The following is a 23,209-nucleotide window of genomic DNA, read 5'->3' as shown; positions in this document are numbered from 1 at the left end:
ATGTCCTCCACAACGTCCGCCGCAGCCTCCGCAACGTCCGCCACAACCGCCACAACGACCAGCGCATCCGCCACAGCCACCGCAACGTAGAGCACATCCGCCGCAACCGAAACATCCGCCACAACCTCCGCAAAAGTTAAAACAGATACCGATTACACAAACGCCAACACAGGTACCGATAAAAATACGGGAATCTTGTTCACGCGGATCTTGCGGATGATGCGGGTTACCTCCACTTACTTGAAAATCACCCGTACTTAAGCCATCCAGATTCCATTGGTGTTTATTATCCAATAAGTACACCTCCTTGAATTGTTTGTACTATTATAACGAGTTAAGATTAATCGCATGTTTACGTGAAAATCTCTTCTCGATTTCCTCATATTAAAATATGGAAAATACCTGTCCCGAGTTACTGGATTGGGTTGAACGACATAGCTTCTACTATCCAATCAATCATTGTACAAAGTGTCATATTTTGAAATAATTGTAATTGAATACATAAAAATATCTGGAGAGCTGAAAAAACAGCTCTTTTTTTATAAATTTAAATCCTTTTGAAAGTTATCCCGTCTTAATGAATGAGGTGATGAAAATGCCTGAAGATGAACAGCTCGTTAAAGAGATCTTAGCCGGCAGCCAAGCGGCCATGGAGGTCTTAACACGAAAATATTATAAGCAGATCTTCGCCTATGTTTACCGAAAAGTCGGAAACAAGGAAACGGCGTATGATCTGACTCAGGAAATTTTTATAAAAGTGATACAAAGAATTCAATCGTATTCCAACAAAGGCAAGTTCTCGAGCTGGCTGTATACGATCGCGGTCAACCACTGCCGGGATTATTGGAGAAGCTCAGACTTTAAGCAGACATCAAAACTAGCGGAATTAAATGAAGCACTTGTGTGCGACAAAAGTCATGTGCCTTACATATTTGAACGGAAAGAAATCCGAGAACAGGTAAAAACAGCGGTTAGCACACTTCCGGAACATCAGCGGGAGGCAGTCCTGCTCAAGTATTTTCACCACATGAAAATAAAAGAAATCGCGGATGTGACGGAAACAAACGTCTCGACGGTAAAATCAAGATTGCATCAAGGGCTAGGCAAGCTAGCCAAACTCTTAAAGCGAGGTGTTGAAGATGAAGAAGAGAAAACTACACCATACTTTTGATAAAAATGTAGATCATCAGATAGAAGACTTGGAACAGGAGATTGGCAGTCTGTTAGATGAGTACGATGTGGAATATCCGGGAGAAGAGCAGATCATAATGACGATCGATGCGATGAAACCGTATGTTCCGGTTCGGAAAAATAAGTGGAGAACAGTTCTTAGAGGAATGACTGCCATCACGAAGCAAGCGTATCAAGAAATTTTCTATATGAGTTCGCTGTTCTGGATCGCTAATGGGTTATTAATCGCCGCTGCATTATCTGGTGTACTTCTCATGAAAGCAGATCCCTATGCAATGGTCATGATGTTCGCGCCTATCACTACGATTATGGGTTTAATCGAAGTGTTAAAGAGCAGGAACGCCGGCATGGCAGAACTGGAAATGTCTTATAAGTATAACTTTCAGGAAATTATGCTCTCGAAGATGCTCGTTGTTGGCGGGTTCAACCTCGTTATTAACCTTTTAATCACCTTGAGTTTAGGGATGTTTTATCAAGAGATTTTGATTGCTAAGATGCTTCTATTTTGGATCACACCGTTTACGTTCATAGCTGCACTTTCATTGCTTTTTGTGAGCAGGTACCGGCAGATTTATGCCATAACGGCAGGCATGGTCATATGGCTGACTGTCAGCGGATACTTAAGCCAGCCGCAAATCATTGAAAAATTAGAATCACTGCCAGCAGAACTGTATGTAACCGCAAGTGCCGTAGCGTTGATCCTTTCATTGTTTAAAGCCGTCCATATTTATAAAAGAGGTGTGTTATATGAAGTTAACCATTGAGAACATAACGAAGACTTTCAAGGATAAAAGTGCGCTAAATGATATCAATCTGGAACTTACAACAGGCGTTTATGGAATTCTTGGGGCAAACGGGTCTGGCAAGACGACGCTGATGCGCATACTGGCGAGCGTGATGAAACCAAGTTCCGGACGTGTTCTCATGAACGGGCAAGATATCGCGGACATGAATGAGAAGTACCGGGAGCTGATCGGCTATCTGCCTCAGCATGTCGGCTATTATAAAAACTTTTCAGCCGAAAAATTCCTGAAGTACATCGCTGCGTTAAAAGGACTGCCGAAAGAAGAAACGAGTGAAAAAGTAGAGGAAGTAATAGAGTTAGTGGGATTAACTGAATATCGGTCGAAAAAAATTGGCGGATTTTCTGGAGGGATGAAGCGAAGGGTCGGAATTGCACAAGCTTTATTGAATAATCCTAAGATTTTAATAGTAGATGAACCAACAGCAGGTTTGGATCCAAAGGAAAGGATCCGATTCAGAAATCTTTTGTCTAAGATCTCAACCAACCGGATTGTTCTTCTTTCCACACATATTGTTTCAGATATTGAGTTTATTGCGAAAGAAGTACTAATCTTAAAGGATGGTCAGCTCGTGAAAAAAGAAACACCTCAGTCTTTGTTAAAAGGGATCGAAGACAAAGTGTGGACGCTCGTTATTGAAGAGAAAGAAATTCCGAGATTTCAGTCAGAATACAAAGTAGGAAACATCGCACGCGTCGAGGATAGATTCCAGCTGCGTATCCTGAGTGATGAACAGCCCGAGCCTAACGCCGAAAACGACATTCCAAATCTTGAAGACTTGTATTTATACTACTTTGATGAGGAGGAAACAGCGTGAAGCAGCTCGTAAAATTTGAACTCTACAAGATTTTTAAGCAAAAAACGGTTTATATCACGCTTTTTATTTTGCTGCTTTTTTCAACGGGATTCACGTTCAATCATAGTACAGAATCGGAAAGGCAGCTGTATAAGGATTGGGAGGGACCAATTACAAAAGAAAAAGCTGAACTTGCTGAAAAAGAATACCAGCACCTGATGAAAGTACTGGAACAAAGAGCAGAAGGCGGGCAAGAAGGCCACATGTTTACTGATAACGAACAGACCCAATCTGGTATATATGAAACGATTGCTTTTATAAAAAGTTCAGAGCAAAGGCTGGAAAGCAGGTATAAAAAGATTCAACAAGATAATAACTACAACACCGAACTTGAGAAATCTATGATTCAAAAAGTAGATTTGTCCTATTTTTCATATAATGAAGGGCCGAGGGAAACAGTAGATTATGCAAGTACTTATGCTCTTATGATTACCGGAGCTATGCTTTTGATCGGACTTTCGATGACTTATACCCAAGAATACAGCTCACGGGTTGACCGGTATATTCTCAGCTCCAGTAAAGGAAGAGAGAGTTTGCTGTGGTCTAAAATCATGGCGGCGCTCATTTATGCATGCGTCATCGTAATAATTACTGAGATGTTTAATTTAATATGGCACGGGATTCGATATGGACATGACGGATGGACGAGTCCGATTCAGAACATGCACACTTATTTCTTTTCAAACTATAGTTTTACATTAATAGAGTTCCATCTCATTCAATTAGGGTTCCACTTGCTCGCAGCATTTTGTTTTGCCCTGGTGATCATCTTGGTCTCATCACTATGTAAGAATTCTTTTATTTCTTTTATCATCAATGGAGTTATTTTCGCATTGCCTTACTGGTTTGTTGAATCAATGAATCTTCCAACCTGGTTAGACGATGTATTCAGTTTTTCATTCCTCTATATCATGAAAGTGGAATTTTTGTTCCATCACTTTAACACGATCAATCTATTTGGGATTCCAGTTCTTTATCCGTTCGTTGCCTTAGTTTGGATATTTGCTGTTTCATTTATCGCCGTGCTGGTGACCAGCCGAGTGATGAAGAATAAGGAAGTTACCATATAATTTATAAATACGGTGTAGGGTAGGGGTCTGACCCCTACCCTACACCGTATTTTTTGTTCCAAAGTCACATCACGTGTAAAATCCCAGGATTCCTTCTATACTAAAGTTGAAGATGAAAACAGCGATTGGAGGAATCGTTTATGTATATTGAAATGTGGACTGACTTCGCTTGACCATTCTGCTATATTGGCAAAAAGCGTCTGGAGGACGCTATTAAGCAGATTGACCATCCGATCGAAGTGACGTATCGATGCTTTGAGTTGGATCCGACGATGGAACGCGATGTCAAAGATAATATGTACGAAAAACTCGCTAAAAAATACGGCATGAGTATAGAAACAGCAAAAGCAAACACAGCGAACATGACAAAGATGGGGAAAGAAGCTGGGGTAGATTTTAATTTTGAAACCCTAATCTTAACCAACACGTTTGATGCTCACCGTGTGACGATGCTTGCCAAAAAACATGGCTTGATGCATGAGATGACAGATCGCATCCTTCTTGCTTACTTCACAGAATCCAAACACATTGGAGATCATGAAACATTAGCAGAACTTGCAGCGGATGTCGGATTGAATCGTGAAGAAGTAGAGAAGATGCTCGCAAGTGATGAGATGACAGACGCCGTTCGTGCTGATCAGCAAACAGGTCAGCAGTATGGCATTACCGGTGTACCATTCTTTTTAATCAATAAGAAATACGCCCTTACTGGTGCGCAGCCAACGGATGTGTTTGTGAACGCGTTGAAAAAAATCATCGCAGAGGATGAGGTTACTTCTTTAAACGATCAAGACGGAGCAAGCTGTGATGACGACGGCTGTGACATTCCTCAAAAATAGCCCGCAGAAAATAAGATGCACTTTTCCTTTGAAGGAGGAGTGCATTTTTTATTGAATGTTAGAACTGCAATGAGTCCTCAACAACCATTTATTTTCCTTACCTTTTTTTTTAGGTTCAAAAAAATTAAGCAATCACAGTCGGTTCCATCACCGTAATCGTCCGGTTGGTCGTATTCATATTCACGTTTACCCCGAAAGGTACCGCCGCTTTATAAAACCCATGTCCGCTTGCCAGGTTCGTCATTAGTGGTTTGCCTAGCGGAACTATATATTCATCAATCACATTTTCAAACGTTTTCCCATACGCAGGTTCACAATTCGTGCATTCTCCCATAATAATTCCGAGACAATCATCAAACTTACCGGCTAGCTTCAGGTGATTAATGTATCGGAAAATCGTATTTACCGGTTCATGAGTATCTTCAAGAAACAAAATCTTCCCTTTTGTATCAATCTCATAAGGCGTTCCTAAAGTGCCTACAAATGAGGTGAGGTTACCGCCAACGAGTGGACCGGTTACATCGCCAGGAACTTTACTGACAAGCTGAATTTCGGGAGGGTTATTAATCGGCCAAGGTGCTGTCAATCGTGTAATGGCATTGAAGAACTGGTTATAATTATAGTCAGGAGTATCCGGTTTGAAATCAAGAAGCATTAAGCTATGAAAGGTAACAAGATTCGCATATTGATAAAGAACATTCAGCAGGATCGTAATGTCGCTGTAACCCGAAATCAATTTAGGATTTTTGCTGATGAGGGGAAAGTCCAAATAAGGAAGGATGCTCGCTACACCCACACCGCCCCTTGTAGGTAAGATCATTTTTACTTGGGGATTTTCAAACATGGACATCAAATCTGCGGCCTGCTGCTCGGGTGTCCCAGCCAGAAAACCGTTAGAGGCATATACATGATCACCCACAATTACTTGGAATCCCATATTTCTTAACGTATTGATCCCCTGATTAATCGTATTGGCATCCAAAGGGCTTCCTAACGTAACAATCCCAATCGTGTCCCCCCGTAGCAGCTGTCGCGGTTTATTCGCCATCTCCTGCCCCTCCCCTCCATAAAACACAAAGCTCCAATTCTATTTATATTCAATAAAAAGTGTGTTAGAACATTAAACCTAAAAATTTTAAAGGGAAAAACCATCCAAACACGAAAGGTAAACGTAGCACACAAACCAAGCATTTAGGAGGCGTAAAAATGCTAAAAGAAAATACGACAAAGAGACGAATGGACCTGCTTTTAAACGTACTCGATTCAACATATGAAAAGGAGAGTTGGTATGCCCCGCTTAAACACGCAATCGAAGGGATTACGGCAGAACAAGCCACCTGGAGACCAGCGGGAGAGGCAACCAAAACAATCTGGGAGAACGTGAATCATCTCATTTATTACAAAGAAAGACTTGTGTCCAACATGCAGGGTATCGAGTGGACAAATAATCTTGATGGTGATCAAACCTTCTCTCTAACTGAACAGTCTAATGATGATGTAGAGTGGAAAAAGATAGTTAAACGTGCCGAGGATGTTTATCAAAAGTTGCGCCAGTTGCTGACTAACACTCCAGAAGAAGAGATTGAACAACTAGAAGGTAAGCTGCTGGATATCTTCCTTCACGACGCCTATCATACAGGTCAGATAATACAGATCAGAAAAATGCAAGGCTCGTGGCCATCTCATCGTTAAGCTTATTTTACAACGCCCGCATTTCATCGGGCGTTTATTTATTTGGCGTGAAATGGGAATAATGGGGAAGCAGAATAAGACTCAAGCGAATCTGTATTGTGTTAATGTGGAGATAGAAAAGTATTTCATCATAGAAAAAGGAAAGGAGACATCATGACAAAAGAAACAGGATGGAACCTAGAAAATAGTTACGCAAGTCTGCCTGACAAGTTTTATTCAACGATCAGCCCAAACCCAGTTGAAGAACCGAAACTAGTGGTATTGAATGAACCTCTAGCAAAAGAACTTGGTTTGAACACCGACGCACTTCAAAGTGAAGATGCCCTTAACGTATTCGCGGGGAATAAAGTTCCAGAAGGCGGTTCGTCACTTGCTCAAGCCTACGCCGGCCACCAATTCGGCAACTTTACGATGCTAGGAGACGGACGGGCACTCATGGTCGGTGAGCAGATCACGCCAAAAGGTGATCGTTTCGATATCCAGCTAAAAGGATCAGGAAGAACACCATATTCTCGTGGCGGTGACGGTCGGGCGGCACTTGGACCGATGCTGCGCGAATACATCATCAGTGAATCCATGCATAGACTTGGCATCCCCACTACTCGCAGCCTTGCTGTTGTAACAACGGGTGAACCGGTTATCCGTGAAACGAACCTGCCAGGTTCGATTATGACTCGCGTTGCTTCTAGTCATCTGCGTGTAGGAACATTCGAGTTCGCGCGTCAATGGGGCAGTGTAGACGAACTTCAGGCTCTCGCCGACTATGCTATCGATCGACATTATACACATGTGAAAGACGACGAAAATCCATATCTCAGTTTTTATATAGAAGTGGTTAAACGACAGGCATCACTCATAGCGAAGTGGCAGCTCGCCGGTTTTATTCATGGTGTCATGAACACTGACAACATGACGATCAGCGGGGAAACCATCGATTATGGCCCATGCGCGTTCATGGATACGTACGATCCAGCGACCGTGTTCAGTTCCATAGATGTCCAAGGCCGTTATGCATATGGCAATCAGCCAAGTATCGGTGGATGGAATCTCGCACGTTTTGCGGAAACACTTTTACCATTGTTCCATGATGATCAAGAGAAAGCAATGGAACTGGCTCAAGAGGCGTTATCCGATTATGGTGATCAATTCAACAGCAACTGGATGTCAGGAATGAGAGCAAAGCTTGGTCTGTTTAATGAAGAAAAAGAAGATGAAGCGTTAATCAAAGAACTTCTCAATCTGATGAAAGATCATTCAGCAGACTATACGAATACTTTCCGATCGCTCACTCTTGATAAGAAAGAGGATTCAAAACTCTTTAATTCTCCTGATTTTGATGAGTGGTATAAAAAATGGCAAGAAAGACTAGAGAGGCAGACAGAACTAAAAGAGTCTTCCAATGAGTTGATGCGAAAAAGCAACCCAGCAGTGATTCCACGAAACCACCGGGTAGAAGAAGCATTAGAATCTGCTGTGCAAAATGGCGATTACAGTGTGACGGAGAAGTTGCTTGGTGCTTTAACAAATCCATATGATTACTCACCAAAACAAGAAGAGTACTGTAAGCTGCCACCTGAAACGGAAGGCCCTTACAGAACATTTTGCGGAACATGATACACATGATTACATTGACAAAGCTTGGTCTCTAAATTAGAGAACCAAGCTTTTTTTCACTTAATAAGTATATGGATAGACGTACGGAGGAGCGTAACCTGGCGGATAGTAATATGGATAATACGGATAGTAGTATGGATAATAAAATATTCTTCTTATAAAAGGAAATGGAAACCTTCTTCGACGAAATCTTCGAAACCTTGGTCTACGCCTGTAATCATCATCATCGTCACCAGTAAAAATATACTCTCGATCTACACTATTCATCTCTTCGGCGACCATCATCGTTACTCCCTGGTCATCCGTACTTTCTATGATGCCATCAATCGTTCGTCCATCGGTGGTTTCAAGCAACATATGGCTGCCGATATGTTTTCGGCATTGTTCCTGCATATTTCTTTCAATCATTGATTTGCACTCCTTTTTGTCGAATTAGATCTAAACAAATTCATTATATCCAGGCATTTTTAAATTGTGCTGGTCCGCTGTCTGGAATTTTGTAAATAGTACCAATGAATTTGTTTATTTGCGCATTAGTAATGGAGACCAAAAATATACATAGGAAGGGAAAAAGTATTAAGATTGTGAGGGGATACAATGGCGGATCCGATAGTGGCTAGGTCTCTAGATGAAATTCAATTTTGGTCCAGAATAATGAAGGAACATGCCTTATTTCTAAGCTTGGGTTTCACTTATGAACAGAAACAATTGATCGACGAAGCACGTCAATTTATAACTGTATTTGAAAGAATTGAGGAGAAGTTATCCAGGTTTAATGTGAACTCGGACCTGAATCAGGTTAAAGCTTTTAACACGGAGGTCTACCAAGCAGCTGCTGCGATTTGGAGCTATAAACGGAAGGTATTAGATTTAACATTGCGCTGTGTGATCCGCACAAACAATTTTCCATTATTGGTTGACCATATTAGCAGGGAAGCCGCCTATTTTGCCAACCGATTAAAGGAATTAAATCAAGGGGTGTTAGTCCCTAAAGCCAATGAAGTTATCCAAGAAAATGTATTCTTTTTAAGAATCATGGCGGATCATGCTAAGTTTATCGGTCATTTGTTAGATCCTTCTGAGAGAAAGTTAGTAGAACAAGCGAGAGAGTTTAGTCATGATTTCGACCAGCTGCTATTTCAAGCGATTGATTTAGATTCGATGCGGCCGCAATCTGAAACCAGACCATTACTTAGCCAATTTTTAAACCAGAATAAAGTATCAGTTGCCTCATTAAGGGACTTTAAGAAAACAGCGAGAGAGCTAATAGAAGCATGCCGCATTAAGAGCAATATTCATCCTCTATTAGCTGATCATACCTTTAGGGAAGCAGAACGCTTTTTAGAAATTATCGACTTATTTGAGTCCAATCTAAATACTGGCCAACGTTGAAATGAATAAAGAACTTATGATATGAGGTAAGCTCGGGTCACTAAGGCTCGAGTTTATTTTTTTTTATCAAAAGCAGATGGGAAAAATATATAGTTTAAAGAGCTGTTTTCGTTCGCTTGGTTTTTTTATGTCAAAGATACAAAAATGGTATCTAGCTCTTTCATAGAATATGTTATCTAATTCACATAGATATATGATGTATTTGGTTTCCATTAAAAAAACCTCTTCGTAAAATGAAGAGGTCAGTGATCGTTCTTAATCAATGTATGATGGATTACAGTTTGTTTGAGAGGGTAAGTGTGCGGCCATGTTCAGCCTGGTCCACAGACTTAGTCGAGATAGAGCTCCCCACGATGACAGCAGTTAGGACAAGGGATGAGAGAATGATTCCTGATAAGATACGTTTCATTTTAGTGCCTCCTTTTTTTGCAAGTTCTTTTTAGCAAGGTATGCTTTATAAAAATAATGACTCGCTCTTTGATGATCCTCTTTATTATGAAAGTATTGAGCTAACTCACCGCAATAGTCTTCAATAAATCCAAATAGTTCATGTTTCTCAAAATATTGGATTCCCTCCATCACGATGTTTTCTAACTCCTGATCAACTAGACTATTATGGAAAGCTCTCACGATATTAAAGTGATGTTTATATTCTTCATTTGTGTACTGGATTCCTTTTTGCACGAATATCTCTGCTTTTTCAAGATCGTTAAGTTTAAAATATTCACGCGCTAAGAGGAAAAGGGTCTTATAAAATGGCTCCTCTTGTTCATATACTTCTTGAAGATAACGGATCGCTAAATCTGAGATGTTCTGTTCAGCATAAAGATAGCCCAAATTGTACCTGATTAGAAGGGTAAGGTTCTTATGTTCTTGTTTGTTTGCCATATCCAACGCACTCAGGAAATGTTCTTCGGCTTTTGTATATTGCTTTAGTGAAGTACAACTGAGCCCTTTAATGTTCTCACAGTCTGCTGTTATCACCTCATAACCTTTAACATCGCTAAATATTTTCAGTGCATCGTTTGCATAGTGTAAAGCCGTTAATGGCTGACGGATATGATAGTACAGGATAGACGCCTTATAGAAGAAGTCCGCCCTTATCGTATCATCAGAAACATATTCTAATAGATGGTATGCGGCGATAAAGCTCGATTCAGCTTTGTCGTATTCTCCCAGGTTGGTCGAGAGGAGCCCGCTATAGAAATGATAGTAAAATCCTGTTAGATCGTTTCCAATCCTATAGATATCATGGATCTGTTTGAGTGTTGCATGAGCAGCAGACATATCTCGCTTTAATATAAGATAGCGGCTTTTCAATAACTGGTAGTAAACTTCTGAGTCAGGGTCACTCATCTCTTTTATAGATTTATTTATTTCATTATGTAGTCTATCTGCTTCTTCGATTATGTTTGTCCGTATACTCTCATGCCAAAGCTCTAAAGCTTGTAAGATCGGATCTCCTTTGATTATCTGAACACTCATTAAATTTCTCCTCCCAAAAGATTCTACTTTAAATCTAGCATAAATTGGAAATAAAAAACTTGGGAAAATAAAGGTGTTTTTGGGGCGATAATCATACAAATTTAACTATGTTTTTCCCAATACAGAAAAATAGTAAAGATAGCGAAGTTCTACAAGACTGCAACCTTTTTAAATAAATACATATAAAAACACTCCCTAAAAAGGAGTGTGAATAATCATCATTTTACTTTATACCTTTATAAAAGTTATATTCATCGATGTTTTCAATACAGTTCATACGATCACCAATTAATAACCCGAAATCGGTAAACGCATGAGATTTAGCTGTTATCAAATTCTTATCTTCAACTAGGCGTTTGTTTACATAAATTCCATCTGAGAAATTTGAAATAACCGATGTAGTTGTGTATGTTCGTCCTTTTAATAGACCTGCACGACATAGTAAGTCAACCCCGCGGCCGATCGCTGCAATTCTTAGCTTTTCTCGGTTAAAATTTTGTAGCAACTTCACCAAATGATGATTCATAGGTCCAGTAGTTTCTCCTCCAGGGAGAATCAACATATCATACTCCCAAGACCTTATATTTTTCACCTTAATATTCGGTTGTATGATTAATCCGCAAGCTGATTTAATTTGTCCAGGAAATAGGGTGAAAGTATGGAGATTATAATTCCTCTTTAAAATAGAAAGAACAATTGTCACTTCAATTTCATTAAATTTTGGATAAATATATAATAAAATATTCTTTGCCACTGACACTTTCCTATCTACTATATAAACTACCCAGGGGGCGTATTAAAATTGTAGCACTTAAAGAACAGGTTGGTTATTGGGAAAATAGACACGGGTAGATAGTAATAATATGTTCGAAAAATAAGCAATTTTCCCAAGTTTTTATATCGAATTACTTAAGAAAACTTTTTGAAATGGTTCATTATTTGAGTATTTCCTGTATTCGAAGTGGATGCTTTTTTATTTATTTATGGAAATTTTAATTAAAATTTCCTAGTTTTACTTTATCTCTTTAGTGTAATAAGGTAATATAGTCTTTTAAAATCATAGGCAGGTGTATACGTTGGTTATTTTTACGGGTAAAACATATAAAAATGATAAAGGTTATCTTTATATACCTGTTACTTGGAGAGAAGAATTTAATTTGAGATCAGGAAAGGTAGTTGGAATTGATTATAAGAATGATTGTCTTGTTATCGATTCTAAACCTTCAAGAGAATATAAACAAAAGATAGACTCTAAGGGCAATTTAACAATTCCTTTAGACCTAAGAGAGAAATTACATAGCAATAATTTTCATATCATAATTGAACAACTGGAAGAGAGAATAATCCTTGCGCCCATACTAGATTAATTTTAGATAGGAGGAAAACAAATTAAGAATATAAATGATGAGCAAAGAAAATTAAACTTGATAAATAAAAAAAGCGAAAAGTTGATTGAATTGGGGATCAGTTTGAATGACTTAACTGATCCTCGATTAATTAAGTTAAGTGAAGAGTTAGATGGAATGATCATTTGAATACCAAAAGATGTGTTTAGGAAGCAAATAACTTTTTCTCGTTAAAAGTAAGTAGAACAAAATTTTTCTTAGTATAATTACTCCAAATCAGCATCGACCTTAAACTTCACTTTTAGTTTCGGATAATATTCATTCCTCCAGTCTTTTAATTCATGGTAAGAGATCTGCTGGTGAAATTGTTGTCCGAAACCAAAAATATCAATATGGCTTCCTTGGGTTCTCTTTAATAAACGGTAAAAACGCTTTTCAGTGAGCTTTTCAAGCTCTTTTATTATCCTTTTATTTTTGATTCCTTCTTTTCTTTCTAAAATGTATATTTTTAAACGCAGGTTGCTGGACACCACTGGACTATTATTTTTCATTGATGTTTTATTCTGTAGGGAACTGTTTGTTACAATAATGCTAGCAAAACCGAGACTTTCTATTCTTCCTTTTTCATTATTGTTTCGAAACACATTTACTAATTGGCTTTCATCCGGGCCGATTGTTCCCATTATTTTTCCATGCTTCAAAATAGCTGCCCCCTGAAATGTTAGTACTGTCTCTTTTCCTGAACGAACAACAGGGACAGCTATATCTTTCGTATATGAATACAGACTTCGATAAACTTTCCAAATTGGAATACTAAAGATTTCTGGTGCCCAGCCAGCTCCTTTATTAAAAAAATCAAAGATAGAAGAAGCATGGACACCTAATTTTTCATTTATATTTGATAAAACATCCTCCACGTTATCATCTGTAATGGTTACCAGCGCTCTTGACGGAATATCTTCTGAAACCATTAGGAATTTTATAAATTTCTTTAACTCTTGGTGGTTGTTTGCCAAATTGTTTTGAATGACAATCAATCGTAGTTGTGAGTAATCAATAGCATCTTCAAAGTTTGTACGAAGTTGTCCAAGTACACTTGCAACCGTTTCGCCACTTTCTGTAACGGTTCTAGATAATTTGTTATCTTCTTGCGGAATAGGGATTTGTAAGGTTACTTTATAATCTTCTTCGTTTTCTTTGGAAATTCCCATAACCAATGGAAGCGCTCGTTTATCGATATCTTTAATATCCCAACAGCCAGAAAGTAAAACCATTGTCATGAACCCGATCAGAAGTTTGAATCCATTATTCTTCATATCCCAACACGTCTCTTTCCGATAAATAACCATAGATAAAAATGATAAACGGAGTGATAACCATAAAAACGGTTTGAGCTCCTATGCTCCACAAAAAGTATTTTTCAATCAAAGTCTTATTCGGAACGATTAGCGCAAACATAAAGGAGAGGACAGATGCACCAATTATCCAATGAGAAGGTTTTATTACTCGCCATTCACTTATTTTTTTTGCCACCTGACCGACCATCCAAAGAATAACTGCATTTGCGAATATCACTAATCCGACTAAAGATACACCAAAGAATACCGTTTGTCGGTTAAATGAAAACCAGCTAATGTCAACTGAATCCATCGCTTCTACAAAAGGATTGGTGAGCCTGACAACAGTTTCTTGTCCAAAGATAAACAACGGTATATAGACCACTGAAAGGAAAAATAGGGTTACACTTATCCACGGTACAATTAGCTTACGGAATGTTAAGTTTGTTTCAGAAGTCATAAATCCCAAAAATAAAAATGGTGACAATCCCAATAGATAGAAGAACTTTATGTCTAACCAGGAATGTATAGGTAGATCCATAACTTGCGAAACATTATGTAGATCAAAATTTACCGAAGAAGAAAAAATATTAAATACCACTAAAGGAATAACTAAGATGGAGATAAAGACCGAGCAGCGTAAAATGGTTCCAATTCCTTTTGTTGCCGTATATGCTGAAATGAAAAATAAAAGTATCAAGATTGCCCAAATGGGGGTACGGGGTAAAAATATTGAAATAATGACTTCGGTATGTACACGAATATTAAAAGCAACAATCATAATCAAGTTAATGACAAACGGGATGAAGAATAGGAATGCCAACCATCTACCTATCTTTAGATAAATATCAACGACATCTTTTTGCGGAAAATAACTTAAACCTTTCATAAAAATCCAAATTAAAAACAATTGAAAAAGCGCATGACACATAACCAATTCCCAATGAGCAGTATGGGTTAGCTTATAAATGAGATCAGGGTAGATTAAATAGCCAAAACTCAAGTTTATGATAATGAAAGTGATTCCAATTTGAAGTAGTCGAGTCACTTTATGTCTCCTTTTCACCAATTCGAAACGTTGTATATGGTATGTCGTTCGAAGTTAAACTAGCTAAATATATGATTGTGAAAATTAAACCCGTACAAACACCTAGGATTCCAAATATTGATGCCAGGATTAAGATTGGATACTTTAGTAAGCGAATGTACAAAGAGTTTTGCATACCAATAACGGCCGAACTGGCAATTACAACAGCGGTAATAACGATAACTAATAGATTACTGACCAGCTTGGCTTCAACCATGGCTTGTCCTAAAATGATTCCTCCTACCATTGTTATGGCAGGACCAACGCTCTTAGGAAGTCTTACTATGGCCTCTAATATTAAATCCACTAGAACGACCATAGCAATCGTTTCAAGAAATGCGGATAATGGAATACCTTCCCTGCTTTTTATTACAAACAACGCAAGATCAGTTTTAAATACTTCTGTGTTCACTGAAACCAAAGCGACATAAAGAGCGGGAAGTATAAGTGTTGCAACAGCCCCAATGATTCTAAAAATTCTTAGCATAACTGACAGTGGAAAGGTAAAATTTCTATCGTTAATACTACTAAACATGTCCCAGAGTAGATGAGGAAAAACAAGTGCGAATGGGCAATTATCAATAAAAAGAACAATTCTGTTCTTTTTCAAAGCATGGATGGCTGGAATCGGAAGTTCAGTTGTGAATAGATGACTGACAGGATTCAATCTCCGCTTACCAAAATGTCGATTTAAATCATCGATAGATTCAATATCTGATTTTATGTAACTTAACTGCTGGTTGACTCTTTCAACAAGATCATTAGGGGCATTCCCTTGTATATAGAGCATAGCCAACTTTCTTTTTTCAAGATTCCCAACATGATAGGAACGATGGCACAGTCGCTCCGTATTCAATCTTTTTCTGATCATTCCAACATTCGCATTTACATCATCTCCAAAGGCGTCCATCGAGGCTTGAATAGTACTTTCATTTTTAGGTTCTTCAATGCCTCTCTTCAGATTTTGGGAGATGGGATCAACAATGGCGTTCTGATCGCCATTTTCAGAAAACAGCACTAATTTCCCTTCTAATATGGCCTCTATTATTTTATCTTTATCAACATTAATCTGATCACTAAGGTTTATGAAAAGTGCCTTTACTGAAGGGGACGTAATAGCTATTTGTTGAACATATAGTTTTGACCTAGTTGTATCTATTAGAGTATTAAATCCCATTAGAAAGAATGCTGAACTATCAAAGAACCCTTCTTCGATGAAAAAGTCGTCGTGTGTAGAAAACTCGGATTTAATCTCATTTATAATATTTCTCATGAATTTGCCCCTCAACATAAAGAAATCTAACAAAATTATTTGCATCAAGAGGAGTTTTTATACGAAAATTTTAATAGTGTGATAACGAATTTTCTAATGAATTAAAGAGGTTAGAGAGGAATATCTGGATTATCGATAAGTTAGGGGAAGGAAGAGAAGTATTGTATTTAAAGAACAATGTTTATCTAAAACGTGAAGCATTGAGGAAGTTGGAGTGGAAAATCTAAAATTTCAGCTGCAATATCAGGAGACTATTCTTACTTAACGATCGGCGCGTTTGTTGAAGATTCAGGAACTAATGTAGCTCTTTTTATATTGATCTTAAGGGGGGAGTTCAGGAAGGTAATGTTTCAATAAACTAGAATATGTATTAACAACCTATAACTAATAAAAAGATGGAACCAAAATGGATAAAAGAGTTCAATTCGACTTTGAAATTGTATTTACTAATGGCAGTGGAATACAAGGACAGGAATTCCGTCTTGATTTTGATGGAGATGACATTACTGACGAAGAGTTAGCCCTTAGGAAAGATCAATTATTAAAATAGAATGCACTAATTTAAGATTGAGCTACAAACTTATTCCACAATCGGGTGCTTTTCTGTAAGAAATGTGTCTTTTTTATGTTTGGGAAAGTTAAAGTAATAATACTTCCAATATTCGAATTTATTATTGTTATACTTTAAATAAGGAGTGATTACATGATATTGGAAGCTGTTATGCTACAAGTTAAACCAGGAATGGAAGGGGAATATGAAAAAGCCTTTTATAATGCTTCAAAGATTATTTCATCAATGAAAGGATACATATCTCACGAATTACAACGGTGTATGGAGGTAAAAGGAAAGTATTTACTTTTAGTTAAATGGGAAAGTTTAGAAGATCATACAGTAGGTTTTAGACAATCAGTAGAATACCAAACGTGGAAAGAACAGCTTCATCATTTTTATGATCCATTTCCAATAGTAGAACATTTTGAATCAGTAAACCTTTCGTAAAGATATCATTTTTAGTGCGTTGATCCAAGAAGGATTAACGCCTTTTTCATGAAATTTATTGAACAGGGTGAACAAGGAGATACCTCTTTATTTGTAGAATTATGTTCAAAAGTACAAAGGGGTAAGACTATGAAAAATTTGATTTTTATCATCTCATCCTTAATCAGTTGGTGGATATTCTTTGTATGGATTTCTTCTAATATATATTTTATTGAATCAATGGAATATGGGGCTTTTCTATATACCTCAGTTTTTGCATTTAGTCCTTTTCTATCCGCTTTAGTGACTTATTTAACATATAAATTCTGCATTAAATTATTTTCTAATTTTACGCTTCAGGGGTATTATGAAGTTAGTGTTTCATTCGCAACCTGTTAAAGAGATGAAGAAAGCAGTATCTTTTTACCGTGATGTTTTGGGTATGGAAGAGGCTTGGAGAGAAGGGGAACATACTGTGGCATTCAAAACAAATGCGGATACCCAAATCCTGCTTGAAGAAGATGCAGAAGAACATACATACGGACCAGGAAGTATTTTCTTAGTTGATAGCGTTGATGAGTTTTATAACGAAAACAATACATCCCTTATTTTTGTAAAAGAGCCGAGTGATATTCCACCAGGCAGATATGCGATATTCAGTGATGATTCAGGTAATCCAATACGTATAATAGACATGTCAAAAAAATAAAAAAGCTGCTTTAATCGAGTGCATTTCTTCAAGAAGGAGAAGTGCACTTTTTTATTGAAATAAAGAAGAATTTGATAGAGAAGGAACTAAGAAGCGCTTTGCTAAAAAACATCTGAAAGATTAATAGGAGTGGCAACACATGAATTTGGTTCCATATCCGGAAAAAAGGGACTCGACATTGGCTGTGGTAGTTGTAATTCGTTAAATTACCTGAGGAGCATTCAGAGAATCCTTCAAAATGGTACTCGATTCAAAAAGCTAACCTTGTTCCTTCAACATTAATAATAAATGCCTCGAAAAGGATTGATTAATGTAAGGAGTAAGAAAGAAAAAAGAAATGTAACTACTTTATAAAATTCAACTTATTATTGAACATATAGAGAGCCTAGTAAAAAATCAGGGGGAGGTGATTTATATATATCCTTCAAAAAGCATTTTACATACATGGAAGAAGTTTGATAGTTTTCCCATGGAAACCCTAACAAAGGCTTGGTATTCCGACCAAGGAACTCAAAAGAAACAAAGAGATGTTTCCCAGATGAAAGAACATCGAGCGCAATACGGTATTACCGGTAATTGCTTTGATCTGGCTCTTTGGCTGCTGGATGAATTTAAAAAAGATGTGGTAAAAGCCTATCCGATAGGATCAAAGTTTAACACGGAAAAAGCACATGTGGCTGTTATTGCTCTAGACGAGAATGGCAGGCGGTACATGTGTGATCTTGGAGACCAGTGGTTAACTCCAATCTTGGTGGATACAGATGCTGACGATTACACCAACGAGAAGCTGACTGGCTTTTTTCCGGGAGCTAACATCCAGGTTCAACCGGAGAACAACGGCTTTATCGAAATCCTTTACCACCGGCCAAATGGGAAGTGGTCCACACAAACGTTCAATCTTGAGCCGATTAATATGAATGATTTTACGCATGCAGCAGAGTTTTCACAAAATCACATCCATCCCTACCCTCTATTTGAGTGTAGAATTCCTTACCAATCTGAAGTGGCTCACTGGGAATTTTATAACTGGGAGAGCTTTCTCAGTACGAATGAAGGTTTGCATCAAGGGGAACAAACGGATTCTATTGAACATTGGGTTAGCGTCATTCATGAAAAAGCAAACTACAACAAAGACTTCTTGTTTGATGCCTTAACCAAATACAAATAAATTACTACATAACATAAAAAAGAAATGAATAGCACAAGACTTTTGATCTTTCAATAATTAAAAGGGGAAACAGCAGAAACGACTCGTAAATGGACGAGTCGTTTTTGCTAGATTCAAAGCTATTTGGTTTTCTTGTTTTGCATGATAGCCTTCCAGAATTCTTTTGCTATTATTTTGTATCCTTTAATATTCAAATGATTATCTTCTGGGTTAGGCATATATTTCTCAAAAAGTGGATCGATTCGATTTCCTGTCGGAACAAACGTATCACCATTCGCTTCGGTGCGCTTTTCAATTTCTGCGTTCAGTGCGTCATTTAATGGAACTAAAAACTCTTGAACTTGTTCAGGGTAGTAGGCAAATGGATTATAATATCCCATTACATAAACTTCTACGTCAGGATTTAGTTCGTCGATGGTACTGAGTATCGTTTGTAAATTGTCACTGGCCGTGATGACTCCTTCATATGCAGAGGATGGATCTGATAGAAGTCTTTTGAACAAGTCATTCGCACCAATAGTAACGGTAATATGTGTAGCCTCCCTTACTTCTTGCCGTATGGTGTTGTTGTTTTGTAAGTCATTTTTTAATTGGTCTGAAGAGTATCCGGAAATTGCAAAATTATTGTAAACTACTTGAGTCGCTCCATTTTTAAACTGTTCAAATAGATAATCTGTATAGCTAAGATCATACGAACCATAAGGTGTCATTCCGGCTGGTATGGAATCACCTAACGCGACATATTCCACACTCCGATCAGATGGTTGGGAAGCAAACGTTGCTGAATTGGAAGAGAAAAGGACCGCCGCAGTCATCAAACTAACTAATCTTTTTTTCATCAAATTAATCTCTCCTTTTTTCGTTCATTCTATCAATACAAAAATATATTTATTTAATGTCCTCCTTCCAATCTATTTCATGAAATCATTATACAAAAGCCACTGGTATGAATCCTGTCATTCCGTGCTTTTACTGAACAGGTTAGCTCAGGCTGCTGACAATAGTTCACGATTTTAATCGTGCATAGCAGGTTGTAACTCAACAGGTGTAGAATATAATATCGTCTATTTAAAAAGGATTTCCGAATCGAAATTCAAGTTAATAAATAGCAAGAGGTGATGAGGAGTGGACTGGTTGAAACGGGTGGAAGATGCTTTAGAGTTTATGGAAAGCAAGATGAACGAACCACTGGATATCGATGCGATTGCTAAGGTAGCCTTTTCTTCTCCTTTTCATTTTCAAAGGATGTTCCATATGTTAACTGGAATGACCGTAGGCGAATATGTGCGAAAACGCAAATTAACTTTAGCTGCGCAAGAACTGGCCGTATCCTCTTCAAGAGTGATCGATATAGCTTTAAAATATGGATATCATTCACCGGAATCCTTCTCCAAAATTTTCCGAAAGCTCCATGGTATTTCACCCTCAGAAGCTCGCCGTTCTGGCGTTTCATTAAAAGCGTTTCCACGTCTTTCATTCCAATTCCAGATCCAAGGAGAAAGGGAAGTGGATTATTTAATAGAGGAAAAAGAATCGTTTAGCGTAATCGGTAAATCTGCCACTTTAACTTGTGGAAAGGAAGGCTATACCCGTGAATGGTTTTGGGGAGAATGTCAGCAGGACGGAACACTTGAGAAATTCAGTTCCTTAGAAACAAATAAGCCGATACTCGGCATAACATTAGATTTCGAAGAAAATTTCACTTATATGATTGGCAAGAAAGTTGAGAAAGAGGTTCCAATGGGTGAATTAACACAACTCTATATACCCTCCTCAACCTGGGCTGTTTTCCCGTGTAATGGATCGATTCCAGCAGCTATTCAGAACGGATTTCGTCAAATATATCAGGAATGGTTTCCGGCAACTGAATATGAACATGCCGGACTGCCCGAAATCGAGGTTTATATCGCGGATCCTTTAGAATCAGAGGGCTACAGGTCTGAAGTGTGGATTCCTGTTAAAAGCCATACACAAGAACGAAACAATGGATAGTTATGAAAACCTTCTATCTCCAATCTTGTTATTAAGAGCAACGTTACCGAATAGCTGGAATAAGTATAGGAATAAATCAGAGGCTTTAAAGAAATATTCGAAGTAAACAGGCATATGGTAACATTAGACAAAAAAGGGGACACGTCTATGTTTTTATATAAAATAGATGAAAATATCGCGTTAAGATCATTAAATGTGAATGACGCAGACGAGCTTTTCAATTTAACCTTCGAATCAAAAGACTATCTGAAAGAATGGTTAGGCTGGCTGGATTATACGAACCAGGTAGAAGATACGAGAGAATTTATTCAAGCCACGTTAAAAGGATTTATCGAGACGGGCGGTTATCCGAAATCAGCGGCCATTTTATATCAAGGAAAAATTGCGGGTACAATCGGATTTAACGAGATTAATAAACTCCATAAAATCGGGGTTTTGGGCTATTGGCTGGGAAAAGATTTTCAAGGGAACGGAATCATGACGAAAGCGTGTGAAGCTTTTATCGAATACGGATTTAATGAATTGAACCTGAACCGTATTGAAATTAGAGCTGCAGAAGAAAATAGAAAAAGCCGGGCGATTCCTGAGAGACTCGGATTTACCGAAGAGGGTAAGATCAGACAAGCGGAATGGCTATACGACCATTACGTGGACCATGTCATTTACGGTCTTTTAGCAGATGAATGGGCAAAGAATAAACAAGTAAACACACAGCACACTAAACAGCCTTCTTGATGAAGTGCTGTTTTTTTATCATGTATCTATCATCTTCCTGTTATGTAAATAAATTGAAATACATACTATGATGATAATAGAAACAGAGAATCATAGGAGGTAACATTTATGGCGATGCCAACTCATATCGTAGCAGTAGGTGCATGGGTAGAAGATGCTCATGGAAACATTTTATTGGTAAAAACACATGATGAAGGCTGGGTGTTCCCTGGCGGACAGGTTGAAAACGGGGAAAGCCTAATGGATGCAATCATCAGAGAAACGAAGGAAGAGAGCGGCATCGACATAGAGGTCTCACATCTATCAGGAGTCTATTCCAACACATGTGAATACATAGGGCACGATGGAGTAACACACATTCCAACAAAAGTGATGTTCGACTTCGTCTGCAGACCAGTCGGAGGAGAATTGGACATTCAAGAAGGGGAAACCACGGAAAGCCGATGGGTGCCGATTGAACAAGTATTAGATTTCGTTAAAGAGGAAGCGATTCGAACCCGCTTGAAAGATTTCTTAAAAAAAAATGGAAACATTCATTACAAGGACTATGTGACAAAACCGGAGTTTAAATTAAAGCTGGAAAGGACCGTTTAGGTGGGTTGAATGAATAGAAAGATATTTATTGTATTATTCATCATTCTAAGTTTATTTATCTTTCCTCCGTTGCTGGCACCATCCGTTCACGATAGTGACAGTCAAGAATCGGCCATTCGGGCAGATTTAGTAGAGAGAGGACATCCCTATCAGAGTTTCATAGCGTACATAGAGAAGAACGGCAGTGATCCCGAATATGGTGAAAGGTTCGACGTGACCTGGCATGATTTCGATAGCGAAACAGGAATGACAGCAACCATCTTTTATGTGAAGAAAAACGATGAAGGTTACGAGGTTGTTTCAGCGGGTACAGGACCTTAAGTTGTGAATGAGCAGAAAGAGGTGAAGAAGGATATGGATAGCATCATTTTTGATCTAGATGGGACCATTTGGGATCCGATCGATACCGTTCTAGATGCGTGGAATAGTCGCATCAAAGATCACGAACAAATTAAGTCAGAATTAACACGGTCCGATTTTGAAAGTACGATGGGATTACAGATGCATGAGATCAGTGTAAAGTTGTTTCCTGATTTAAATGAGGATATCCGTACACAAGTGATCAAAGAGTGCTGTGATGCCGAACAGGGATACTTAAAGAAACACGGAGGCAAGCTTTATCCCCATGTGGAAGAAGTACTGAAAAAGCTTTCGAAAAAATACAAGCTTTATATCGTAAGTAACTGTCAGGATGGCTATATCGAATCCTTTTATGAGTTTCATAAGTTGGAAAAGTATTTCTTAGATTTTGAGAATCCAGGGAGAACCGGACTTTCAAAAGGCGAGAATATCAAACTGATTATCCAAAGAAATAACTTATCTGATCCTATATATGTAGGGGATACAGAAGGAGATTGTAAAGCAGCGAAATACGCTGGCGTTCCTTTTGTTTATGCCAAATATGGATTCGGACAGGTAAATTATTATGACGAGTCTATCGATACATTCGCTGAGCTTGTAAAACTCTATGTAACGGAAGAAAGCGGTGCAGTTCTCTAAGAAGGAGAAGTGCACCTTTTCATTGAACTTTAGAGTAAAATAATGGAA

27 protein-coding genes and 1 pseudogene are annotated in these 23,209 nt (G+C 38.1%); 19 read left to right on the top strand and 9 right to left on the bottom strand.

The window, feature by feature from the left end:
- Positions 1-595: 595 nt before the first annotated feature.
- The 5 genes from UN64_RS10720 to UN64_RS10700 all read left to right on the top strand — a co-directional run bounded on the left by UN64_RS10720 (position 596) and on the right by UN64_RS10700 (position 4,759).
- Complete coding sequence (locus tag UN64_RS10720; protein ID WP_077362496.1) at positions 596-1,171, top strand: RNA polymerase sigma factor; 576 nt, start codon at positions 596-598, stop codon at positions 1,169-1,171.
- Positions 1,140-1,955: a hypothetical protein gene (locus tag UN64_RS10715; RefSeq protein WP_077362493.1), complete on the top strand. Its 816-nt coding sequence runs from the start codon at positions 1,140-1,142 to the stop codon at positions 1,953-1,955. The genes UN64_RS10720 and UN64_RS10715 overlap by 32 nt, the downstream gene beginning before the upstream one ends.
- Positions 1,939-2,811 carry an ABC transporter ATP-binding protein gene (locus UN64_RS10710; protein ID WP_077362491.1) on the top strand — a complete coding sequence of 291 codons (873 nt, stop codon included), beginning with the start codon at positions 1,939-1,941 and terminating at the stop codon, positions 2,809-2,811. Before UN64_RS10715 ends, UN64_RS10710 begins: the two co-directional genes overlap by 17 nt.
- Positions 2,808-3,920 (top strand): ABC transporter permease, encoded by a 1,113-nt coding sequence (locus UN64_RS10705; RefSeq protein ID WP_077362489.1) that lies wholly within the window; start codon positions 2,808-2,810, stop codon positions 3,918-3,920. The genes UN64_RS10710 and UN64_RS10705 overlap by 4 nt, the downstream gene beginning before the upstream one ends.
- A 185-nt stretch (positions 3,921-4,105) precedes the next feature.
- Complete coding sequence (locus tag UN64_RS10700) at positions 4,106-4,759, top strand: DsbA family oxidoreductase (RefSeq protein WP_281249442.1); 654 nt, start codon at positions 4,106-4,108, stop codon at positions 4,757-4,759.
- A gap of 124 nt (positions 4,760-4,883) precedes the next feature.
- On the opposite strand, the gene UN64_RS10695 is transcribed toward UN64_RS10700, so the two are convergent.
- Complete coding sequence (locus UN64_RS10695) at positions 4,884-5,807, bottom strand: S66 peptidase family protein (RefSeq protein WP_077362487.1); 924 nt, start codon at positions 5,805-5,807, stop codon at positions 4,884-4,886.
- 158 nt (positions 5,808-5,965) lie between these two features.
- Between UN64_RS10695 and UN64_RS10690 the strand changes: the two genes are divergently transcribed.
- Entirely contained in the window at positions 5,966-6,451 is a 486-nt protein-coding gene (locus tag UN64_RS10690) for a DinB family protein (RefSeq protein WP_077362485.1), read from the top strand.
- Between the two features lie 153 nt (positions 6,452-6,604).
- A complete protein-coding gene (locus tag UN64_RS10685; RefSeq protein WP_077362483.1) occupies positions 6,605-8,065 on the top strand; it encodes a protein adenylyltransferase SelO in 1,461 nt (486 codons plus the stop codon).
- A gap of 60 nt (positions 8,066-8,125) precedes the next feature.
- Here the strand turns inward: UN64_RS10685 and UN64_RS10680 are convergent, their stop codons facing one another.
- Positions 8,126-8,473, bottom strand: a complete 348-nt coding sequence (locus tag UN64_RS10680; protein ID WP_077362481.1) for a hypothetical protein — start codon at positions 8,471-8,473, stop codon at positions 8,126-8,128.
- A 189-nt stretch (positions 8,474-8,662) separates the two neighbouring features.
- Here UN64_RS10680 and UN64_RS10675 point away from each other — a divergent pair, with 189 nt between their 5' ends.
- Positions 8,663-9,457: a DUF2935 domain-containing protein gene (locus tag UN64_RS10675; protein WP_077362479.1), complete on the top strand. Its 795-nt coding sequence runs from the start codon at positions 8,663-8,665 to the stop codon at positions 9,455-9,457.
- 274 nt (positions 9,458-9,731) lie between these two features.
- Here the strand turns inward: UN64_RS10675 and UN64_RS21390 are convergent, their stop codons facing one another.
- The 3 genes from UN64_RS21390 to UN64_RS10665 all read right to left on the bottom strand — a co-directional run bounded on the left by UN64_RS21390 (position 9,732) and on the right by UN64_RS10665 (position 11,696).
- Positions 9,732-9,866, bottom strand: coding sequence for a hypothetical protein (locus UN64_RS21390; protein WP_281249418.1), 135 nt, complete (start codon positions 9,864-9,866; stop codon positions 9,732-9,734).
- A complete protein-coding gene (locus UN64_RS10670) occupies positions 9,863-10,942 on the bottom strand; it encodes a tetratricopeptide repeat protein (RefSeq protein ID WP_077362477.1) in 1,080 nt (359 codons plus the stop codon). Before UN64_RS10670 ends, UN64_RS21390 begins: the two co-directional genes overlap by 4 nt.
- A gap of 223 nt (positions 10,943-11,165) precedes the next feature.
- A complete protein-coding gene (locus UN64_RS10665; protein ID WP_171978870.1) occupies positions 11,166-11,696 on the bottom strand; it encodes a DJ-1/PfpI family protein in 531 nt (176 codons plus the stop codon).
- Between the two features lie 322 nt (positions 11,697-12,018).
- On the opposite strand from UN64_RS10665, the gene UN64_RS10660 reads away from it, so the two are divergent.
- Together UN64_RS10660 and UN64_RS21495 are read left to right on the top strand one after the other, a co-directional pair.
- Positions 12,019-12,309, top strand: a complete 291-nt coding sequence (locus tag UN64_RS10660) for a division/cell wall cluster transcriptional repressor MraZ (RefSeq protein WP_077362473.1) — start codon at positions 12,019-12,021, stop codon at positions 12,307-12,309.
- 57 nt (positions 12,310-12,366) lie between these two features.
- Positions 12,367-12,477 (top strand): Spo0E family sporulation regulatory protein-aspartic acid phosphatase, encoded by a 111-nt coding sequence (locus tag UN64_RS21495; RefSeq protein ID WP_171978869.1) that lies wholly within the window; start codon positions 12,367-12,369, stop codon positions 12,475-12,477.
- Positions 12,478-12,554: 77 nt separating this feature from the next.
- On the opposite strand, the gene UN64_RS10650 is transcribed toward UN64_RS21495, so the two are convergent.
- The 3 genes from UN64_RS10650 to UN64_RS10640 are packed head-to-tail and all read right to left on the bottom strand — an operon-like array spanning position 12,555 to position 15,985.
- Complete coding sequence (locus UN64_RS10650) at positions 12,555-13,604, bottom strand: Ger(x)C family spore germination protein (RefSeq protein ID WP_281249417.1); 1,050 nt, start codon at positions 13,602-13,604, stop codon at positions 12,555-12,557.
- On the bottom strand, positions 13,594-14,673 hold the full coding sequence (locus UN64_RS10645; RefSeq protein ID WP_171978867.1) for a GerAB/ArcD/ProY family transporter: 1,080 nt from the start codon (positions 14,671-14,673) through the stop codon (positions 13,594-13,596). Before UN64_RS10645 ends, UN64_RS10650 begins: the two co-directional genes overlap by 11 nt.
- 1 nt (position 14,674) lies before the next feature.
- Positions 14,675-15,985: a spore germination protein gene (locus UN64_RS10640; RefSeq protein WP_171978866.1), complete on the bottom strand. Its 1,311-nt coding sequence runs from the start codon at positions 15,983-15,985 to the stop codon at positions 14,675-14,677.
- A gap of 406 nt (positions 15,986-16,391) precedes the next feature.
- On the opposite strand from UN64_RS10640, the pseudogene UN64_RS10635 reads away from it, so the two are divergent.
- The 4 genes and pseudogenes from UN64_RS10635 to UN64_RS10620 all read left to right on the top strand — a co-directional run.
- Positions 16,392-16,508 (top strand): annotated as a pseudogene (locus tag UN64_RS10635) (cyclase); the annotation flags it as partial.
- Positions 16,509-16,688: 180 nt separating this feature from the next.
- A complete protein-coding gene (locus UN64_RS10630) occupies positions 16,689-16,985 on the top strand; it encodes an antibiotic biosynthesis monooxygenase family protein (RefSeq protein ID WP_077362465.1) in 297 nt (98 codons plus the stop codon).
- 355 nt (positions 16,986-17,340) lie between these two features.
- The gene (locus UN64_RS10625; protein ID WP_171978865.1) at positions 17,341-17,673 is read left to right on the top strand and encodes a VOC family protein; all 333 of its coding nucleotides are present in this window, start codon (positions 17,341-17,343) and stop codon (positions 17,671-17,673) included.
- 469 nt (positions 17,674-18,142) lie between these two features.
- The gene (locus tag UN64_RS10620; RefSeq protein ID WP_077363726.1) at positions 18,143-18,841 is read left to right on the top strand and encodes a hypothetical protein; all 699 of its coding nucleotides are present in this window, start codon (positions 18,143-18,145) and stop codon (positions 18,839-18,841) included.
- 119 nt (positions 18,842-18,960) lie between these two features.
- Here the strand turns inward: UN64_RS10620 and UN64_RS10615 are convergent, their stop codons facing one another.
- A complete protein-coding gene (locus UN64_RS10615) occupies positions 18,961-19,680 on the bottom strand; it encodes a GDSL-type esterase/lipase family protein (RefSeq protein ID WP_077362461.1) in 720 nt (239 codons plus the stop codon).
- Between the two features lie 286 nt (positions 19,681-19,966).
- Here UN64_RS10615 and UN64_RS10610 point away from each other — a divergent pair, with 286 nt between their 5' ends.
- The 5 genes from UN64_RS10610 (at position 19,967) to UN64_RS10590 (ending at position 23,161) form a co-directional block, all read left to right on the top strand.
- A complete protein-coding gene (locus tag UN64_RS10610; RefSeq protein WP_245802006.1) occupies positions 19,967-20,833 on the top strand; it encodes an AraC family transcriptional regulator in 867 nt (288 codons plus the stop codon).
- 147 nt (positions 20,834-20,980) lie between these two features.
- On the top strand, positions 20,981-21,568 hold the full coding sequence (locus tag UN64_RS10605; RefSeq protein ID WP_077362459.1) for a GNAT family N-acetyltransferase: 588 nt from the start codon (positions 20,981-20,983) through the stop codon (positions 21,566-21,568).
- Between the two features lie 108 nt (positions 21,569-21,676).
- The gene (locus UN64_RS10600) at positions 21,677-22,162 is read left to right on the top strand and encodes an NUDIX hydrolase (protein ID WP_077362457.1); all 486 of its coding nucleotides are present in this window, start codon (positions 21,677-21,679) and stop codon (positions 22,160-22,162) included.
- A 9-nt stretch (positions 22,163-22,171) separates the two neighbouring features.
- Positions 22,172-22,483: a hypothetical protein gene (locus tag UN64_RS10595; protein ID WP_077362455.1), complete on the top strand. Its 312-nt coding sequence runs from the start codon at positions 22,172-22,174 to the stop codon at positions 22,481-22,483.
- A 33-nt stretch (positions 22,484-22,516) separates the two neighbouring features.
- Positions 22,517-23,161 carry an HAD family hydrolase gene (locus tag UN64_RS10590; protein WP_077362453.1) on the top strand — a complete coding sequence of 215 codons (645 nt, stop codon included), beginning with the start codon at positions 22,517-22,519 and terminating at the stop codon, positions 23,159-23,161.
- Positions 23,162-23,209 lie beyond the last annotated feature (48 nt).

Source organism: Fictibacillus arsenicus (assembly GCF_001999465.1).
GTDB classification, from domain to species: Bacteria; Bacillota; Bacilli; order Bacillales; family Fictibacillaceae; genus Fictibacillus; species Fictibacillus arsenicus.
This window is presented reverse-complemented; position numbering and strand designations above follow the sequence as displayed.